This is a genomic window from Streptomyces sp. NPDC034043, from assembly GCF_055575675.1.
On sequence record NZ_JBVISF010000004.1, the window covers coordinates 398,699 to 416,723 of the forward strand.

At 69.7% G+C, this 18,025-nt stretch carries 13 protein-coding genes; 9 read left to right on the forward strand and 4 right to left on the reverse strand.

Annotated features, from left to right (window positions below):
- Positions 1-19: 19 nt before the first annotated feature.
- From ACZ51S_RS13135 to ACZ51S_RS13150, 4 genes are all read right to left on the reverse strand, one after another.
- The gene (locus ACZ51S_RS13135) at positions 20-796 is read right to left on the reverse strand and encodes a succinate dehydrogenase/fumarate reductase iron-sulfur subunit (RefSeq protein ID WP_468884405.1); all 777 of its coding nucleotides are present in this window, start codon (positions 794-796) and stop codon (positions 20-22) included.
- Positions 793-2,694, reverse strand: coding sequence for a fumarate reductase/succinate dehydrogenase flavoprotein subunit (locus tag ACZ51S_RS13140; RefSeq protein ID WP_468800959.1), 1,902 nt, complete (start codon positions 2,692-2,694; stop codon positions 793-795). The genes ACZ51S_RS13135 and ACZ51S_RS13140 overlap by 4 nt, the downstream gene beginning before the upstream one ends.
- A 1-nt stretch (position 2,695) precedes the next feature.
- Complete coding sequence (locus tag ACZ51S_RS13145) at positions 2,696-3,520, reverse strand: hypothetical protein (RefSeq protein WP_468478376.1); 825 nt, start codon at positions 3,518-3,520, stop codon at positions 2,696-2,698.
- Between the two features lie 145 nt (positions 3,521-3,665).
- On the reverse strand, positions 3,666-3,890 hold the full coding sequence (locus ACZ51S_RS13150) for a hypothetical protein (RefSeq protein WP_467891245.1): 225 nt from the start codon (positions 3,888-3,890) through the stop codon (positions 3,666-3,668).
- A gap of 400 nt (positions 3,891-4,290) precedes the next feature.
- On the opposite strand from ACZ51S_RS13150, the gene ACZ51S_RS13155 reads away from it, so the two are divergent.
- The 9 genes from ACZ51S_RS13155 (at position 4,291) to ACZ51S_RS13195 (ending at position 18,017) form a co-directional block, all read left to right on the forward strand.
- The gene (locus ACZ51S_RS13155) at positions 4,291-6,744 is read left to right on the forward strand and encodes an ABC transporter family substrate-binding protein (protein WP_468478375.1); all 2,454 of its coding nucleotides are present in this window, start codon (positions 4,291-4,293) and stop codon (positions 6,742-6,744) included.
- Between the two features lie 352 nt (positions 6,745-7,096).
- Positions 7,097-9,001, forward strand: coding sequence for a translational GTPase TypA (gene typA, locus ACZ51S_RS13160; protein ID WP_388934096.1), 1,905 nt, complete (start codon positions 7,097-7,099; stop codon positions 8,999-9,001).
- 426 nt (positions 9,002-9,427) lie between these two features.
- Positions 9,428-11,050, forward strand: coding sequence for a peptide ABC transporter substrate-binding protein (locus tag ACZ51S_RS13165; protein ID WP_388934094.1), 1,623 nt, complete (start codon positions 9,428-9,430; stop codon positions 11,048-11,050).
- Between the two features lie 95 nt (positions 11,051-11,145).
- Positions 11,146-12,093 (forward strand): ABC transporter permease, encoded by a 948-nt coding sequence (locus ACZ51S_RS13170; RefSeq protein ID WP_467891236.1) that lies wholly within the window; start codon positions 11,146-11,148, stop codon positions 12,091-12,093.
- Positions 12,086-13,045: an ABC transporter permease gene (locus ACZ51S_RS13175; protein WP_388934089.1), complete on the forward strand. Its 960-nt coding sequence runs from the start codon at positions 12,086-12,088 to the stop codon at positions 13,043-13,045. Before ACZ51S_RS13170 ends, ACZ51S_RS13175 begins: the two co-directional genes overlap by 8 nt.
- Positions 13,046-13,058: 13 nt before the next feature.
- On the forward strand, positions 13,059-14,114 hold the full coding sequence (locus ACZ51S_RS13180) for an ABC transporter ATP-binding protein (RefSeq protein ID WP_468960754.1): 1,056 nt from the start codon (positions 13,059-13,061) through the stop codon (positions 14,112-14,114).
- Positions 14,107-15,153 (forward strand): ABC transporter ATP-binding protein, encoded by a 1,047-nt coding sequence (locus ACZ51S_RS13185; RefSeq protein ID WP_468478371.1) that lies wholly within the window; start codon positions 14,107-14,109, stop codon positions 15,151-15,153. Before ACZ51S_RS13180 ends, ACZ51S_RS13185 begins: the two co-directional genes overlap by 8 nt.
- Positions 15,154-15,338: 185 nt before the next feature.
- Positions 15,339-16,280 (forward strand): GNAT family N-acetyltransferase, encoded by a 942-nt coding sequence (locus ACZ51S_RS13190; RefSeq protein ID WP_468800954.1) that lies wholly within the window; start codon positions 15,339-15,341, stop codon positions 16,278-16,280.
- 105 nt (positions 16,281-16,385) lie between these two features.
- Complete coding sequence (locus ACZ51S_RS13195; protein ID WP_468478369.1) at positions 16,386-18,017, forward strand: peptide ABC transporter substrate-binding protein; 1,632 nt, start codon at positions 16,386-16,388, stop codon at positions 18,015-18,017.
- Positions 18,018-18,025: the final 8 nt, after the last annotated feature.

Consider the following 18,025-nt stretch of genomic DNA (forward strand, 5'->3'; position numbering starts at 1 on the left):
CCCGGCGCGTGGCCGGCCCTCAGAGGGGGTCCGGGCGGCGCCGGATCTTGTTCCCCAGCCACACCAGGGGGTCGTACTTGCGGTCCACGGCCCGCTCCTTCAGCGGGATCAGGGCGTTGTCGGTGATCTTGATGCCCTCGGGGCAGACCTCCGTGCAGCACTTGGTGATGTTGCAGTAGCCCAGCCCGTGCTCCTCCTGGGCGGTGCGCTTGCGGTCCAGACCGGCTTCCTCGGCCGCGTCCAGCGGGTGCATGTCCAGCTCCGCGACCCGCATCAGGAAGCGCGGGCCGGCGAAGGCCGCCTTGTTCTCCTCGTGGTCGCGCACCACGTGGCAGGTGTCCTGGCACAGGAAGCACTCGATGCACTTGCGGAACTCCTGCGAGCGCTCCACGTCCGCCTGCCGCATCCGGTACTCGCCCGCCGCGACCCCCGGCGGGGGCACGAAGGCCGGCACCTCCCGGGCCTTGGCGTAGTTGAAGGACACGTCCGTGACCAGGTCGCGGATGACCGGGAAGGCCCGCAGCGGGGTGATCGTGACCGTCTCGTCCCGCTCGAAGACGGACATCCGCGTCATGCACATCAGCCGCGGCCGGCCGTTGATCTCCGCGCTGCACGAGCCGCACTTGCCCGCCTTGCAGTTCCAGCGGACCGCGAGGTCGGACGCCTGCGTCGCCTGGAGCCGGTGCACGATGTCCAGGACCACCTCGCCGTCGTGCACCTCGACGGTGAAGTCCCGCAGTTCCCCGCCCTCCGCGTCGCCCCGCCAGACCCGGAAGCGTGCGTCGTATGTGGTCACCCGTAGAGCTCCTCTTCGGCGAGGTACTTGGCCAGCTCTTCCTTCTCGAAGAGCGCGAGCAGGTCGGGGCGGATCGGCTCGGTACGGACCCGCTCCAGCGCGATCCGCGCCGCGGCGGGATCGGCGGGGGCCGGATCGACCGGGCGGCACAGCAGGTTCACCGCACGCCACTGCCGTTCCATCGCCGGGCAGTCCTCGCGGGTGTGCCCGCCCCGGCTCTCGGTGCGCTCCAGGGCGGCGCGGGCCACGCACTCGCTGACCAGCAGCATGTTGCGCAGGTCCAGCGCCAGGTGCCAGCCCGGGTTGAACTGCCGGTGCCCCTCGACCCCGGCGCGGGCCGCCCGTACGCGCAGGGCCGCGAGCCGCTCCAGGGCCTCGGCCATCTCGCCCGCCCGGCGGATGATGCCGACCAGGTCGTTCATCGCCGTCTGGAGTTCCTGGTGCAGGGTGTACGGGTTCTCCGCGCCCTCGTCCGCGTGGAAGGGGGCCAGCGCCTCGGCGGCCGCCGCGTCGATCTGCTCCTGGGACACCCCGGGCCGCCGGCCCGGGGCGGCCGCGTAGCCGGCCGCGTGCAGCCCGGCCCGCCGGCCGAAGACCAGCAGGTCGGAGAGGGAGTTGCCGCCGAGCCGGTTCGAGCCGTGCATGCCGCCCGCCACCTCACCGGCGGCGAACAGCCCCGGTACGCCGACCGTGGCGGCGGTGTCGGAGTCGACCGCGATGCCGCCCATCACGTAGTGGCAGGTCGGGCCGACCTCCATGGGCTCGGCGGTGATGTCCACGTCCGCCAGCTCCTTGAACTGGTGGTACATGGACGGCAGCCGGCGTTTGATCTTCTCGGCCGGCATCCGGGTGGACACGTCGAGGAACACCCCGCCGTGCGGGGAGCCGCGGCCGGCCTTGACCTCGGAGTTGATGGCGCGGGCCACCTCGTCGCGGGGCAGCAGCTCGGGCGGGCGGCGGTTGTGGTCCGGGTCCTCGTACCAGCGGTCGCCCTCCTCCTCAGACTCGGCGTACTTGTCCTTGAAGACGTCGGGGACGTAGTCGAACATGAACCGCCGGCCTTCGGAGTTGCGCAGCACCCCGCCGTCGCCGCGCACGGACTCCGTGACGAGGATCCCCTTCACCGAGGGCGGCCAGACCATGCCCGTGGGGTGGAACTGCACGAACTCCATGTTCAGCAGCGGGGCGCCGGCGAGCAGGGCCAGCGCGTGTCCGTCGCCGGTGTACTCCCAGGAGTTGGAGGTGGTCTTGAAGGACTTGCCGATCCCGCCGGTGGCCAGCACCACGGCCGGGGCCTCCAGGACGAAGAAGCGGCCGGACTCGCGCTCGTAGCAGAAGGTCCCCGAGACCTTCTCGCCGTCCTTGAGGACCCGGGTGACCGTGCACTCCTGGAAGACCTTCAGGCGGGCCTCGTAGTCGCCGGTCTCCTTGAAGTCCTCCTGCTGGAGGGCGACGATCCGCTGCTGGAGGGTGCGGATCAGCTCCAGGCCGGTGCGGTCGCCGACGTGCGCGAGGCGCGGGTACTCGTGCCCGCCGAAGTTGCGCTGGGAGATCCGCCCGTCGGGCGTGCGGTCGAAGAGCGCGCCCCAGGTCTCCAGCTCCCAGACCCGGTCCGGGGCCTCCTTGGCGTGCAGCTCGGCCATCCGCCACTGGTTGAGGAACTTCCCGCCGCGCATGGTGTCGCGGAAGTGGACCTGCCAGTTGTCGCCCTCGTTGACGTTGCCCATGGAGGCGGCGATCCCGCCCTCCGCCATCACCGTGTGGGCCTTGCCGAAGAGGGACTTGCAGATCACGGCCGTCCGGGCCCCGCGCTCGCGGGCCTCGATCGCGGCCCGCAGCCCGGCACCGCCCGCGCCGACCACGACCACGTCCCACTGCTGCCGTTCCACTTGAGCCATCTCAGAAGATCCTCGGGTCGGTGATGGTGCCGCTGGCCAGCAGGTACACGTAGAAGTCGCACAGGGCCACGCTGATCAGGGAGGCCCAGGCGAGCTGCATGTGGCGGGCGTTGAGCCGGCTGACCCAGCCCCACAGCCGGTAGCGGACCGGGTGCTTCGAGAAGTGCTTGAGGCGGCCGCCCACGATGTGCCGGCAGGAGTGGCAGGAGAGGGTGTAGGCCCAGATCAGCACGATGTTGGCGAGGAAGACCAGGGTGCCCAGCCCCATGTGGCCCCACGCGTAGTGCGCGTCGCGGAAGGTCAGCACGGTGTCGTACGTGAGGATGCCCGCCACCGGCACCGCCGCGTAGAAGAAGTACCGGTGCAGGTTCTGCAGGACCAGCGGGAAGCGGGTCTCGCCGGTGTACGAGGCGTGCGGCTCGGCGACGGCGCAGGCGGGCGGCGAGGCCCAGAAGCCCCGGTAATAGGCCTTGCGGTAGTAGTAGCAGGTCAGCCGGAAGCCGAGCGGGAAGACCAGGATCAGCAGGGCGGGCGACAGGCCCCACCAGCTGCCGAACAGGTCCAGGTTCGGGCCGTCCCGCATCGGCAGGCAGTTCTCCGCCAGACAGGGGGAGTAGAAGGGGGAGACGTACGGGGCCGCGTAGTAGTGGTCGTTGGCGAAGGCCCGCCAGGTCGAGTACGCGATGAAGGCGAGCAGCCCGGCCGCGGTGCCGGCGGGCGACAGCCACCACCGGTCGGTGCGCAGGTGCCGGGCCGCGATCGCGGCCCGGGAGGGGCCGTGGACCCCGCCGGGCCGCTGCTGGGGTGGTTCCGTGCCTGTGGCCAAGGGGAACTCCGGGTGGAGTGGACGAGCGGGTGGCCCAGGAGGCCCGGCCGCCGGAGCGGCCGGGCCAGATGGGGATGCCGTGCGCGGACGGCCGGACGGGTGGACGGCCGGACGGGCCGGTGGACGGATCGGCCGGACGGGTCGGTCAGGGGGCGCGGCGGTCGCGGGCGCCGAGGCCCTCGTCGTCGGTGTCCGTCCACAGCGCGTTGTCGTACGGGGTGTCCGGGATGGTCACCATCCCGGATTTCTCCGGCGGCCGGGAGCCGGCGGCCGGAACCTGTCGGGCGACGTCCTTCTCCAGCTGCTCCACCGAGCGGACCAGCTGGTCGAGGTTGCGCCGTACGGCGGTCAGATCGTCTTGCAGGGACATGACTTGCCCTCACTTCCGCAGGGTGCGGTGGCAACGCTCACGGGCGCCTGCGAGTGTCGCGCCTCCCGTCCCCGGTTGTGAAGGGACGTGCAGCGATTCCGGGCGCGCAGGCGCAAACCGTGCGCCCCTCCCTGCCCCCATTTTCATCCCTCGAAGGAGGGAACGCGCGCCTGGGCGCGGAGCCCGGCGGCCGCCCCGGGGCGGGGCGCGCGGCCCCCGGCCGCAAGCCGGATTGGTCCGCACGGGTGGGGTTCGCGGCGTGGCGAGGGGCCGCTGCGGAGCACGCGGGCGGTGGTCGATTTCAGTGGGTTTCCACACCGGTGTGATCAGCTCCAAATACCGCCGAACGTGATCAAGACCCTCTTCACGGCCCTCGCGCCCCGCCCCGGAGGTACCACCCATGACCCAGAGAAGGCGCAGGTCCTTGGCGCTCCTCACCTCGGGAGTCCTCGCACTGCCGCTCCTCGCGGGGTGCGGGGCGGGTGAGGACGAGGGCGGCCCGGCCGCCGCGGGGCCGGACATCGCGGCGACCGTCCGCGAGCAGGTCGCCGACGGCGGCGTGCTGCGCTGGGCCGTGGACTCCCTGCCGGAGACCCTGAACACCTTCCAGGCCGACGCGGACGCCGCCACCAACCGGATCGCCGGGGCGGTCCTGCCCCACCTGTTCACCCTGGACGCCAAGGGCCGGCCGGTGGCCGATCCCGACTACCTGGAGAAGGCCGAGGTCATCGAGCGCGAGCCCAAGCAGGTCGTCCTGTACAAGCTGAACCAGCAGGCGGTCTGGAGCGACGGGCGCGAGATCGGGGCCGCCGACTTCGTCGCCCAGTGGCGGGCCCTGAACGGCAAGGACTCGGCGTACTGGACCGCCCGCAACGCCGGCTACGACCGGATCGAGAAGATCGAGCGCGGCAAGAACGACCTGGAGGTCAGGGTCACCTTCGCCAGGCCGTACGGCGACTGGCGCTCCTTGTTCAGCCCGCTCTACCCCAAGCAGGTCATGGGCACCCCCGAGGCCTTCAACGAGGGCGCCCGCGGCGCCCTGAAGGTCACCGCCGGGCCCTTCGGACTCGGGGCCATCGACAAGAAGACCGGCACCGCCGCCCTCACCCGCAACGCCCGCTGGTGGGGCCGCCCCGCCAAGCTGGACACGCTCGTGCTGACGGCCGTGCCCCGGGCTGGCCGCCCGGCCGCGCTGGCCGCCGGGAAGATCGACCTCGGTGAGATCGACCGCGCGGGCGCCGACCGCATCGCCCTCGCGCACCGGGACGCCGGACGCGTCGACGGTACGCACGGCCCGGGTGCCACCCTCACCCCCGCGCAGGCCACCCTCTCCTGGGCCCTGGCCCACGGCGCCGACGAGGACCGGGCGAAGGAGGAGCAGGAAGCCCGCCAGGAGAAGGCCGCGGCCGTCAAGAAGTACGCCGAGGAGCAGGCGGCCCTGCGCCGCTTCACGGTCCGCAAGTCCCTGGAGCCCGCCTACACGCAGCTGGCCATGAACGGGGCCTCCGGCCCGCTGTCGGACGAGCGGGTCCGCCGGGCGGTCGCCCGTGCCCTGGACCGCAGGACGCTGGCCGAGACCGTCCTCAAGCCGCTGGGGCTGCCCGCCAAGCCGGTCGGCAGCCACCTGGCGCTGGCCGGGCAGCAGGCGTACGCCGACAACAGCCACGCCCTCGGCGGCCAGGACACCCAGGCGGCCCAGGCCCTGCTCGCGGACGCGGGCTGGCGCAGGGGCGGCAAGCTGAACGAGCCGGCCGGGGCGAAGGCCGGGGCCGAGAGCGCCGGGGGCGCGCAGGACGACTCCAAGACCCCGGCGGGGGCGAAGCCCGCTCCGGGCGACGGCACCGGGAACGACGGCCTCTACATCGTGGGCGACGACGACGGACGCAACGGCGACCTGCGCTCCGCCACCGCCGACCTGGGCATCCGCCGGGTCGGCCCGGGCCTGCCCGGTGCCCCCGCCGCGGGGCTGCGCGTCCTCCCTGAGGGCTCCGCGCGCGGCTTCGGGGCGGACCGGGCCGACGGGCTCGCCACCTTCGGCCGCACCGACCTGCCCTCGCCGGCCCTGGCCCCGGCCTCCCTCGCCGCGCAGCAGGAGCAGGTGCTCCTCGCGCAGGCGGAGGCCCTCGCGGCGGCGAAGGCGGTCCCGGCGGCGGGTGACGACGGCAAGGCCCCCGCGGAGGGCGACGACGCCAAGGCCGCCCCGGCCGAGGGCGAGGACGGCAAGGATCCCGCCGCCAGCCCGGCCCCCGTCCCCGCCAAGCAGCCCGCCCGCACCTCCGGCGCGATGCTGGCCAAGGACGGCAAGGCGCTCAGCCTGCGCTTCGTCCTCCCGTCCGGCCCCGGCTCGGAGGCCCTGCGCTCGGTCGGCGAGCGGATCTCCCAGATGCTCCAGAAGATCGGCATCAGCACCGAGATCAAGAAGGTCGCCGACGAGAGCTTCTTCAAGGACCACATCGCCTCGGGCCAGTACGACCTGGCCCTCTACTCCTGGCCCGCGACGGCCTTCCCGGCCACCGACGCCCGGCCCATCTTCGCCAAGCCGGAGCCGGCCGCCGACGGCTCGCTCCTCGTCGAGCAGAACTACACCCGGGTCGGCACCGACCACATCGACCAGCTCTTCGACCAGGCGGCCGGCGAGCTGGACGAGGCGCAGGCCCGCGAGCTGATGCGCAAGGCGGACGCCCGGATCTGGGCGGCGGCCGGCTCCATCCCGCTCTACCAGCGTCCCGAGCTGGTCGCCGTCAAGCCGAGCCTGGCCAACGCGGGCGCCTTCGGTCTCGCGACGCCCCGGTACCAGGACATCGGCTGGAAGAAGCCGCCCCAGGCCAAGGACGCCAAGAAGGAGAAGAAGTAGCCGGGGCGCGAGGCGCCCAGGGGAAGAAGTGGTGAAAAAACGGGGCCTGTCAGGTTGACCCAGGGGTCACAAGCTCAGAAGTGACTCAATTTCCTTGCCCGCCGGATTCCCGGCGGGCAAGGTCGTGCCCACACCCATTGACCCGCATGAACACAGGCCCCACCGACAGCCGGGACCCCCCACCCGAAGCCCGGCCGTCCTCAGTCGTCCGGCCCCTTGACAGACCCCCCGGCAGGCGGTTCCCGCCATTCGACGTACCATGGGGTAAGGCCGTGGCAGGTTTTCCGCCCGGTCGAGGCGCGCGTGCCGGACCGTACGCGTCGCCATCCACGATCCCGGGAGAAGCGCCGAAGTGCCCACGCGCCACGACATCCGTAACGTCGCCATCGTCGCCCACGTCGACCATGGAAAGACGACCATCGTCGATGCCATGCTCAAGCAGGCCGGTGCCTTCGCCGCCCACCAGCAGCTCGACGACCGCATGATGGACTCGAACGACCTGGAGCGTGAGAAGGGCATCACGATCCTCGCCAAGAACACGGCGGTGAAGTACCACCCCAAGGACGGCGGGGCCCCGATCACGATCAACATCATCGACACCCCCGGCCACGCCGACTTCGGTGGTGAGGTCGAGCGCGGTCTGTCGATGGTGGACGCCGTCGTCCTGCTGGTGGACGCCTCCGAGGGTCCGCTGCCCCAGACCCGCTTCGTGCTCCGCAAGGCCCTCCAGGCCCGGATGCCCGTCATCCTCTGCATCAACAAGACGGACCGCCCGGACTCCCGGATCGACGAGGTCGTCAACGAGACGTACGACCTCTTCCTGGACCTGGACGCCGACGAGGACCAGATCGAGTTCCCGATCGTCTACGCCTGCGGCCGTGACGGCGTCGCCTCGCTGACCAAGCCGGAGGACGGCACCGTCCCCGCGGACAGCGACAACCTGGAGCCGTTCTTCTCCACCATCCTGGAGCACGTCCCGGCCCCGGTGTACGACGAGGAGGCCCCCCTCCAGGCCCACGTCACCAACCTGGACGCCGACAACTTCCTCGGCCGCATCGCACTGCTGCGCGTCGAGCAGGGCGAGCTGCGCAAGGGCCAGACCGTGGCCTGGATCAAGCGCGACGGGACGATCTCCAACGTCCGCATCACCGAGCTGATGATGACCGAGGCGCTCACCCGCAAGCCCGCCGAGGTCGCCGGCCCCGGTGACATCTGCGCCGTCGCCGGTATCCCCGACATCATGATCGGCGAGACCCTCGCCGACCCGGAGAACCCGATCGCGCTTCCGCTGATCTCGGTCGACGAGCCGGCGATCTCCATGACCATCGGCACGAACACCTCCCCGATGGTCGGCCGCGGCGGCACGGGCAAGGGCGCGGACGCGAAGTCCGCGGTCAAGGACCGCAAGGTCACCGCCCGCCAGGTCAAGGACCGCCTCGACCGCGAGCTGATCGGCAACGTCTCCCTGCGCGTCCTGGACACCGAGCGTCCGGACGCCTGGGAGGTCCAGGGCCGTGGTGAGCTCGCGCTCGCCATCCTGGTCGAGCAGATGCGCCGCGAGGGCTTCGAGCTGACCATCGGCAAGCCGCAGGTCGTCACCCAGGAGATCGACGGCAAGGTGCACGAGCCGGTCGAGCGCATGACGATCGACGTGCCCGAGGAGCACATGGGCGCGGTCACGCAGCTCATGGGCGTCCGCAAGGGCCGCATGGACAACATGTCGAACCACGGCTCCGGCTGGGTCCGCATGGAGTTCGTCGTCCCGTCCCGCGGCCTCATCGGCTTCCGTACGGAGTTCCTGACCAACACCCGCGGTACGGGTATCGCCCACTCGATCCACGAGGGCCACGAGCCGTGGTTCGGCCCGCTGGTCACCCGTAACAACGGTTCGCTGGTCGCCGACCGCGCCGGTGCGGTCACGCCGTTCGCGATGATCAACCTGCAGGAGCGCGGCGTCCTGTTCACCGAGCCCGGCACCGAGGTGTACGAGGGCATGATCGTCGGCGAGAACTCGCGCTCCGACGACATGGACGTGAACATCACCAAGGAGAAGAAGCTCACCAACATGCGTGCGGCTTCGGCGGACAACACGGAGAACGTGATCCCGCCGCGCAAGCTCTCCCTGGAGCAGTCCCTGGAGTTCTGCCGCGACGACGAGTGCGTCGAGGTGACCCCGGAGGCCGTGCGCATCCGCAAGGTCGTCCTGGACCAGAAGGAGCGCTCGCGCACCGCGTCGCGCGCCAAGTCCGCCAAGTAGTACGCGAGTCGGACTCTGGCCGAAAGCAGTACGGCTGACAGCGGCCCCTCCCCCCACCGGACCGGTGCGGGGAGGGGCCGTTCGCGTTTGTCAAACGGATTATTGCGTTCTGATGTCCGCATACCGACCGTGACGCTCCGGATGATGAGCTAACCGTCCGTTTCGCACGTGTCTGTCTCCTATCCGTTTGTCCGGATTTCGGGTTTTGGCCATGCGGTGATGTTGTGAAAACGAGACCACGTAAGTGTGGTTTACGGCCTGGCAGTCCCTGAGGATGGCTCCATTGAGCTCGGGTCAATGGGTCACACGCTGTGGGGAGCGTCGACTCACGAGCACACACGATGGGACCGGATTTCGCTGTCAGGGGTGTCAGCGGGAACCGGGTCCTTCACGAATCGACAGTGACTCCTGAGGAGGCAAATACCCATGCGCGGAGCAACGAGCGCCAAGTGGGTCGCGGGTGCCGTGATCGTGGCCATGGCCGCGACGGCCTGCAGCACCGGTAGCAACGACGCCGGTGGCAAGGGCGGCAACATCACGGTTGTGCTCGGCGAGCCGCAGCACGAGCTGGTGGGTCAGAACACCGCCGAGTCCGAGGGCGCCGAGGTCCTCAACGCGCTCTTCGACGGTCTGGTCGACTACGACACCAAGACCAACGAGCCGAAGCTCGACGCGGCCGAGTCCATCGAGACCACGGACTCGAAGACCTGGACCATCAAGGTCAAGCAGGGTCGCACCTTCCACAACGGTGAGAAGGTCGACGCGCAGTCCTTCGTCCGTGCCTGGAACTGGGGCGCCAACCAGGAGAACGCGGCCGAGGGCCTCCCGTTCTTCTCCAAGATCGAGGGCTCCGACGAGCTCGCGCCGGGCAAGGGCAAGAAGCCCACCGCCAAGGAGCTCAAGGGCCTCAAGGTCGTTGACGAGAACACCTTCACCGTCACGCTGAAGGAGCCGTTCTCGCAGTTCAAGACCATGCTGGGCTACAACGCCTTCTACCCGCTGCCGAAGGCCTTCGAGACCACCGACCTGAAGAAGTTCGGTGACAACCCGATCGGCAACGGCCCCTTCCAGATGGACGGCGCCTGGGAGCACAACAAGCAGATCAAGGTCAAGCGCTTCGAGAAGTACCCGGCCGAGGGCCGCGCGAAGCTCGCGGGCGTCACCTTCAAGATCTACGACAACATGGACACGGCGTACAACGACCTGCGCGCCGACAACATCCAGATCGTCGACAAGCTCCCGATCTCCGCGATGGCCACCGTCTCCCAGGAGTTCGGCGACCGCTACATCTACAAGCCCGAGTCGGCCGTCGGCTACCTCGGCCTCCCGCTCGAGACGAACCCCGAGGCGTTCGGCAAGCTGGAGATCCGTCAGGCCATCTCCATGGCCATCGACCGGGACACGCTGACGAAGACCATCTTCAACGGCACCCGCAAGCCGGCCGACGACTTCATCAGCCCCATCATCCCGGGCTACCGCAAGGGCGCGCTGGGCGAGTTCGGCCAGTACAACCCGACCAAGGCCAAGGAGCTCTTCGACAAGGCCGGCGGTGTCCCCGGCAACAAGATCGAGCTCGGCTACAACGCCGACGGCGGCCACAAGGAGTGGATCGAGGCCGTCGCCAACCAGCTGAAGGCGAACCTCGGCATCGAGGTCACCGCCAAGCCGTACGCCAAGTTCGGTGACATGCTGGACGACCTCCAGGCGTCGAAGTACAAGGGCGCGTTCCGCATGGCGTGGTCCATGGACTACCCGGCGGCGGAGAACTACCTGCGTCCGGTCTTCTCGAAGGTCGCGATCGAGCAGGGCTCCAACTACGGCCACTACCGTAACGACGAGTTCGAGAAGGTCATGGCGGAGGCCGACAAGGCCACCGATGCGGCCGAGGGTCTGAAGCTGTACCAGAAGGCCGATGACATCGTCATCCGCGACCTTCCGTACATCCCGGTGTTCACGTACATGTCCTCCGCGGCCTACTCCAAGTCCGTGAAGAACGTCGAGGTCGACGCCCAGGGCCGCATGGACCTGGCCAACGTCGAGCGCAACTAACACCCCTCGTCACTTAGGGGATTTCCGGGGGGCGGGCATACGGAATCAGGTTTCCGTATGCCCGCCCTTTCCCCCTGTTCTTTGCTGGAGGTCTGATGGGCCGCTACCTCATCCGCCGACTCATACAGGCGATCCCTGTTCTGATCGGCGCCACGTTCCTGATCTACCTGCTGACCTTCGCCATGCCCGGCGCTGACCCGATTCAGCTCCTCGCCGGCGAGAAGAAGGCAGACCCCATCGTCGCCGCGATGCTGCGCGAGAAGTACCACCTCGACGACCCGTTCCTGCTGCAGTACTGGAACTACATCACCGGTGTGTTCCAGGGTGACCTCGGCGAGACCCTGACCGGGCGCAAGGTCATCGACATGATCGGCGAGGCGTTCCCGTACACGGTGAACCTCGCGATCTTCGCCTTCGTCATCGAGGCCATCGTCGGTGTCGCGGCCGGCATCATGGCCGCCCTGCGCCGCGGCAAGTTCCTCGACCAGCTGGTCCTCATCTCCACCCTGATGGTCATCTCGATCCCCGTCTTCGTGACCGGTTTCGTCCTCCAGCTGACCCTCGGCGTCCAGCTGAAGAACAGCTGGGGCATCGAGCTCTTCTCCGTCTCCTTCAACGAGAACGACGGGCTCAAGGCCTACCTCCTCCCGGCCTGGGTGCTCGCGTCCACCTCGCTGGCGTACGTCGCCCGACTGACCCGCACCAGCCTGATGGAGACCATGCGCGCGGACTACGTGCGCACCGCCACGGCCAAGGGCCTGCCCCGCCGCCGCGTCGTGGTCAACCACGCGCTGCGCAACGCGCTGATCCCGATCGTCACCTTCCTCGGCGCCGACCTCGGCTCCCTCATGGGCGGTGCGGTCATCACCGAGCGCATCTTCAACATGCACGGCCTCGGCGGCCTGCTCGCCCAGTCCGTCTACCTCAAGCAGGGTGCCGTCGTCGTGGGTGGTGTGACCCTCCTGGTCCTCATCTACCTCGTCGCCAACCTTCTCGTGGACCTGCTGTACGCCGTGCTCGACCCGAGGATCCGCTATGCGTGACACGAATACGGTGGAGGACTCGATGACCGACACCCAGACCGCCGCGTCCGCCTCCGGTGGCACGCCGGCCGGCAAGGTCCAGGGCAAGAAGAAGAAGGACCGCGAGGCCAGCCTCTGGTCCGACGCCATCGACGACCTGCGCCGCAACCCGATCTTCATCATCGGCGGCGCCCTCGTGGTGTTCCTGCTGATCGTGGCCGCCGTGCCGCAGCTGTTCACCGACGGCACCCCGTTCGACGCGGGCGCCTGCAAACTGGAGGACTCGCTCAAGACCCCGAGCGCCGCCCACTGGTTCGGCTATGACATCCAGGGCTGCGACGTCTACACGCGTACCGTGTGGGCCGCTCGCAACTCCGTGATCGTCGGCGTCGTCACCACCTCGCTCGTACTGATCGTCGGCGGTGCCCTCGGTCTGATCGCCGGCTGGGTCGGCGGCGTCGTGGACAGCTTCCTGTCCCGCTTCACGGAGATCTTCTTCGCGATCCCGCTGCTGCTCGGCGGAATGCTGATCATGTCGGCGCTCCCGGGCAACGCCTGGACCGTCTCCCTGGTGCTCGCGATCCTCGGCTGGCCGCAGATCTTCCGCATCATGCGGTCCTCGGTGCTGCAGAACAAGAACAACGACTACGTCGTGGCCGCCCGCGCCCTGGGCGCCGGCACCATGCGCATCACGATCCGCCACATCCTGCCGAACGCCGTCGCCCCCGTCATCGTGGTCGGCGCGATCAGCCTGGGTGTGTACATCTCGGCCGAGGCGGCGCTGTCCTACCTCGGTATCGGTGTCCAGCCCCCGGAGATCTCCTGGGGCCTGATGGTCAGCGACGCCTCCGTCCGCTGGCTCCAGGCACCGCACGTGCTGCTGTTCCCGTCGATCGCGCTGAGCATCACGGTGCTCGCATTCATCATGGTCGGCGACGCGGTACGCGACGCCCTCGACCCGAAGCTGCGCTGAGGAAGGGCGTACGTTGACCACCATCGACAAGACCTCGAACGTCCCCGCGCCCCGTTCGGCGCCGGAGGGGACCCACCTGCTCGAAGTGCGCGACCTGCACGTCGAGTTCCACACCCGCGACGGAGTCGCCAAGGCCGTCAACGGTGTCTCGTACTCCGTGGACGCCGGCGAGACCCTCGCCGTGCTCGGCGAGTCCGGCTCGGGCAAGTCCGTGACGGCGCAGGCCATCATGGGCATCCTCGACATGCCGCCCGGCAAGATCCCCTCGGGTGAGATCCTCTTCCAGGGCCAGGACCTGCTGAAGCTCCCGGCCGAGGAGTTCCGCAAGGTCCGCGGCTCGAAGATCGCCATGATCTTCCAGGACGCGCTCTCCTCGCTGAACCCGGTGCACACCGTCGGCGCCCAGCTCGGCGAGATGTTCCGGGTCCACCGGGGCATGTCCAAGAAGGACTCCCTCGCCAAGGCCGTCGAGCTCATGGACCGGGTGAAGATCCCCGCCGCCAAGGCGCGCGTGGGCGACTACCCGCACCAGTTCTCCGGCGGCATGCGCCAGCGCATCATGATCGCGATGGCGATGGCCCTGGAGCCGGACCTGATCATCGCCGACGAGCCGACCACGGCCCTCGACGTGACGGTCCAGGCCCAGGTGATGGACCTGCTCGCGGAGCTCCAGCGCGAGATGAACATGGGCCTGATCCTGATCACCCACGACCTCGGCGTCGTCGCCGACGTCGCGGACAAGATCGCCGTCATGTACGGCGGCCGGATCGTCGAGACCGCCCCGGTCCACGAGATCTACAGCCGCCCGGCACACCCGTACACCCGCGGCCTGCTCGACTCGATCCCGCGCCTGGACCAGAAGGGCCAGGAGCTCTACGCGATCAAGGGCCTGCCGCCCAACCTGCTCAACATCCCCCCGGGCTGCGCCTTCAACCCGCGCTGCCCCAAGGCGCAGGACGTCTGCCGCACCGACGTACCGGTCCTGCACCAGGTGACCGAGCAGGGCGGCACCGAGCTGCCCGGCCGCGGCAGCGCGTGCCACTTCTGGAAGGAGCAGATCCATGGCTGACCTCACCAAGGACCGGGGCGAGCCGATCCTCCAGGTGCGCAACCTGGTCAAGCACTTCCCGCTGACCCAGGGCATCCTGTTCAAGAAGCAGATCGGCGCGGTCAAGGCCGTCGACGGCGTCTCCTTCGACCTGTACCGGGGCGAGACCCTCGGCATCGTCGGCGAGTCCGGCTGTGGCAAGTCCACCGTCGCCAAGCTGCTGATGAGCCTGGAGAAGGCCACCGCCGGCGAGGTCTTCTACAAGGGCCAGGACATCACCAAGCTGTCCGGCGCCGCCCTGAAGGCGGTCCGCCGCAACATCCAGATGGTGTTCCAGGACCCGTACACCTCGCTGAACCCGCGCATGACGGTCGGCGACATCATCGGCGAGCCGTACGAGATCCACCCGGAGGTGGCTCCGAAGGGCGACCGGCGCCGCAAGGTCCAGGAGCTCCTGGACGTGGTGGGCCTGAACCCGGAGTACATCAACCGCTACCCGCACCAGTTCTCCGGCGGCCAGCGCCAGCGCATCGGCATCGCCCGCGGCCTCGCGCTGAACCCGGAGATCATCATCTGCGACGAGCCGGTCTCCGCGCTCGACGTGTCGGTGCAGGCACAGGTCATCAACCTGATGGGCAAGCTCCAGGACGAGTTCGACCTCTCCTACGTGTTCATCGCGCACGACCTGTCCATCGTCCGGCACATCTCGGACCGCGTGGGCGTCATGTACCTGGGCAAGATGGCCGAGATCGGCACCGACACCGAGATCTACGACCACCCCACCCACCCCTACACCCAGGCGCTGCTGTCCGCCGTGCCGGTGCCGGACCCGGACGCCCGCGAGGGCCGCGAGCGGATCATCCTCACCGGTGACGTCCCCTCACCGGCCAACCCGCCCTCGGGCTGCCGCTTCCGCACCCGCTGCTGGAAGGCCGAGGAGAAGTGCGCCACGGAGGAGCCGCTGCTGGCGATCCCGACGCGCTTCGTGGGCTCCGCCAGCCCGGCCGCGCACGAGTCCGCCTGCCACTTCGCGGAGGAGAAGGCCGTCCTGGCCGTCTGACCCCCGCGAGGCGTACGCGTACCCGGGCGCCCGGGACGGAGCAGCAGCTCCGTCCCGGGCGCCCGGGCGTTTCCCGCCCCGCCCCGCCCGCACTGCCCGGCACCGCCCGGCCCCGCACCGCCCGCCCCGTACCCCGGGCCCGAAGTCCGTTGCGGCCGCGCCCCCGCGCCGCCGACAGTGGGCGGATGACCGACACGCTGACCGTCCGCCCGGCCGGGCCCGGGGACGCCGCCGACATCTGCGCACTGCTCAACGCCGTCGACGTCATCGAGATCGGCAGACCCGAGACCGGCCTGGGCTCCGTCGAGGCCGACCTCAACCACCCCGAGGTGGACCTCGCCACCGACTCCTGGCTCGCCTTCCAGGGCGGCCGGCTCGTCGCGTACGCCCTCGTCTGGGCCGACTCCGGACCCGGCCGGATCGACGGCGACCACTACGTCCTGCCCGGCCACGGCCGGGCCGCCCTGGCACTGCTGCGGCGGATGGAGGACCGGGCCCGCAAGATGGCCTCCGGCGCCGGCGCCGCGGCCCGGCTGCACATCCAGCTCAACGTCCGGCCCACCCTCGACCTCACCCTCCTCACCGGCCGCGGCTACCGCGGCGTCCGGCGCCACCAGGTGATGACCCGCCGGCTCTCGCCCGCCGCGGACCTCCCGCCCGTCCCGCCCGAGGGCCTCGTCCTGCGCGACTGCGCCGTCGACGAGGCCGACCGCCGCCGCGCCCACGCCCTCGTGGAGGAGACCTTCGCCGCGCACTTCGGGCACGCGCACCGCCCGTACGGGGCCTGGCTCGACCACATCGACGGCCGCGCCCTGGACTGGTCGCTGGTGTGGATCGCGAGCCTGCCCGGCAAGGGCGACGCGGCCGTCCTCGTCACCCGCGACGACCGCACCAGCATGGGCTGGGTCAGCCACCTCGGCGTCCGCGAGGACCTGCGCGGCCGCGGCATCGGCGCCCACCTCCTGCGCCACGGCTTCGCCGCCTACGCCGCCCGCGGCCGCCGCACCCTGGGCCTCGGCGTGGACACCCACAACGAGACCGGCGCCCTCGCCCTGTACGAGGCGCACGGCATGCGCCTGCACTACGCGGTCGACACCTGGGAGCTCCCGTTGCACTCGCAGGGGTGACAGCCGGGGGACGCGAGGGTGCAATCGGTCCAACGGGGAGTGCGCGAGGGCTCACATGGGGTGACATTGCCCCTAGTGAGTCCCGGTACCCCTAGGAGGCAGTCCATGCGCGGAGCCACCCACGCCAAGTGGGCCGCATGTGCGGTGGCCGTCGCCCTCGCGGCGACGGCCTGCGGCGGCGGGAGCGACAGCGGCGGTGGCGGCGGCGCGGACGGCATCGTCAGCTCCTCCTGGGGCGACCCGCAGAACCCGCTGGAGCCCGCCAACACCAACGAGGTGCAGGGCGGCAAGGTCCTCGACATGCTCTTCCGGGGCCTCAAGCGCTACGACGCCAAGACCGGCGAGGCCAGGAACATGGTCGCCGAGAAGATCGAGACCACCGACGGCCAGAACTTCACGATCACCCTGAAGGACGGCTGGAAGTTCAGCAACGACGAGCCGGTCACCGCCCAGTCCTTCGTCGACGCCTGGAACTACGCGGCGGACGTCCGCAACAAGCAGAACAACGCGCCCTTCTTCGCCGACATCGTCGGCTACGCCGACGTGCACCCCGCCAGCGGCGAACCCAAGGCCAAAACCATGTCCGGCCTGGTCGTCAAGGACGCCAGGACCTTCACCGTCGCCCTGAAGTCCAAGTTCTCCACCTGGCCCGAAACCCTCGGCTACCAGGCCTTCTCCCCGCTCCCCAAGGTCTTCTTCACCGAGCACACCGCCTGGCTGGACAAGCCCGTCGGCAACGGCCCCTACACGGTGGACTCGTACACCAAGGGCACCGGCATGAAGCTGCGCAAGTGGGAGGGCTACCCCGGGGAGGACAAGGCGCAGAACGGCGGCGTGGACCTCAAGGTCTACACCGACAACAACACCGCCTACACGGACCTGATCTCCGGCAACCTCGACCTCGTCGACGACGTCCCGGCGCAGCAGCTGAAGAACGTCAAGAACGACCTCGGGGACCGCTACATCAACCAGCCGGCCCTCATCATCCAGACCCTCACCTTCCCCCTGTACGACCCCCAGTGGGGCAAGGAGGGCATGGAGAAGGTCCGCCGGGGCATCTCGATGGCGATCAACCGCGAGGAGATCACCCAGCAGATCTTCCGCGAGACCCGCACCCCGGCCAAGGACTGGACCTCCCCGGCCCTCGGCGACAAGGGCGGCTTCACGTCCACCCTCTGCGGCGACGCCTGTACGTACGACCCCGCCCAGGCCAAGAAGCTCATCCAGGAGGGCGGCGGCCTGCCCGGCGGCAAGATGACCCTCACCTCGAACGTGGACACCGGCTCGCACCGCGACTGGATGGACGCCGTCTGCAACAGCGTCAACAACGCCCTCGGCGAGGGTCCGGTCTGCACCGTCAACCCCATCGGCACCTTCGCCGACTTCCGCAACCAGCAGAGCTCCTACAAGCTCACCGGCCCCTTCCGCTCCGGCTGGCAGGCCGACTACCCGCTGATCCAGAACTTCCTCCAGCCGCTGTACTACACGGGCGCCTCCTCCAACTACGGCAAGTTCAGCAACCCGGACTTCGACCGGCTCATCGACCGGGCCAACCAGGAGACCGACGCCGCCAAGGCCATCGGCTCCTTCCAGGACGCGGAGAAGATCCTCGCCGAACAGATGCCGTCCATCCCCCTCTGGTACCAGAACGGCAGCGCCGGGCACTCCGAGCGGATCTCCGACGTCGCCCTGAACCAGTTCAGCGTCCCGGTCTACAACGAGATCAAGGTCAGCTGACCACTCCG

What these genes read in the sequence shown, in the direction of transcription:
- ACZ51S_RS13140 (WP_468800959.1), bottom strand. Translation starts at nt 2,694, where the DNA reads ATGGCTCAAGTGGAACGGCAGCAGTGGGACGTGGTCGTGGTCGGCGCG.
- ACZ51S_RS13150 (WP_467891245.1), bottom strand. Translation starts at nt 3,890, where the DNA reads ATGTCCCTGCAAGACGATCTGACCGCCGTACGGCGCAACCTCGACCAG.
- ACZ51S_RS13155 (WP_468478375.1), top strand. Translation starts at nt 4,291, where the DNA reads ATGACCCAGAGAAGGCGCAGGTCCTTGGCGCTCCTCACCTCGGGAGTC.
- ACZ51S_RS13165 (WP_388934094.1), top strand. Translation starts at nt 9,428, where the DNA reads ATGCGCGGAGCAACGAGCGCCAAGTGGGTCGCGGGTGCCGTGATCGTG.
- ACZ51S_RS13170 (WP_467891236.1), top strand. Translation starts at nt 11,146, where the DNA reads ATGGGCCGCTACCTCATCCGCCGACTCATACAGGCGATCCCTGTTCTG.
- ACZ51S_RS13175 (WP_388934089.1), top strand. Translation starts at nt 12,086, where the DNA reads ATGCGTGACACGAATACGGTGGAGGACTCGATGACCGACACCCAGACC.
- ACZ51S_RS13185 (WP_468478371.1), top strand. Translation starts at nt 14,107, where the DNA reads ATGGCTGACCTCACCAAGGACCGGGGCGAGCCGATCCTCCAGGTGCGC.
- ACZ51S_RS13190 (WP_468800954.1), top strand. Translation starts at nt 15,339, where the DNA reads ATGACCGACACGCTGACCGTCCGCCCGGCCGGGCCCGGGGACGCCGCC.
- ACZ51S_RS13195 (WP_468478369.1), top strand. Translation starts at nt 16,386, where the DNA reads ATGCGCGGAGCCACCCACGCCAAGTGGGCCGCATGTGCGGTGGCCGTC.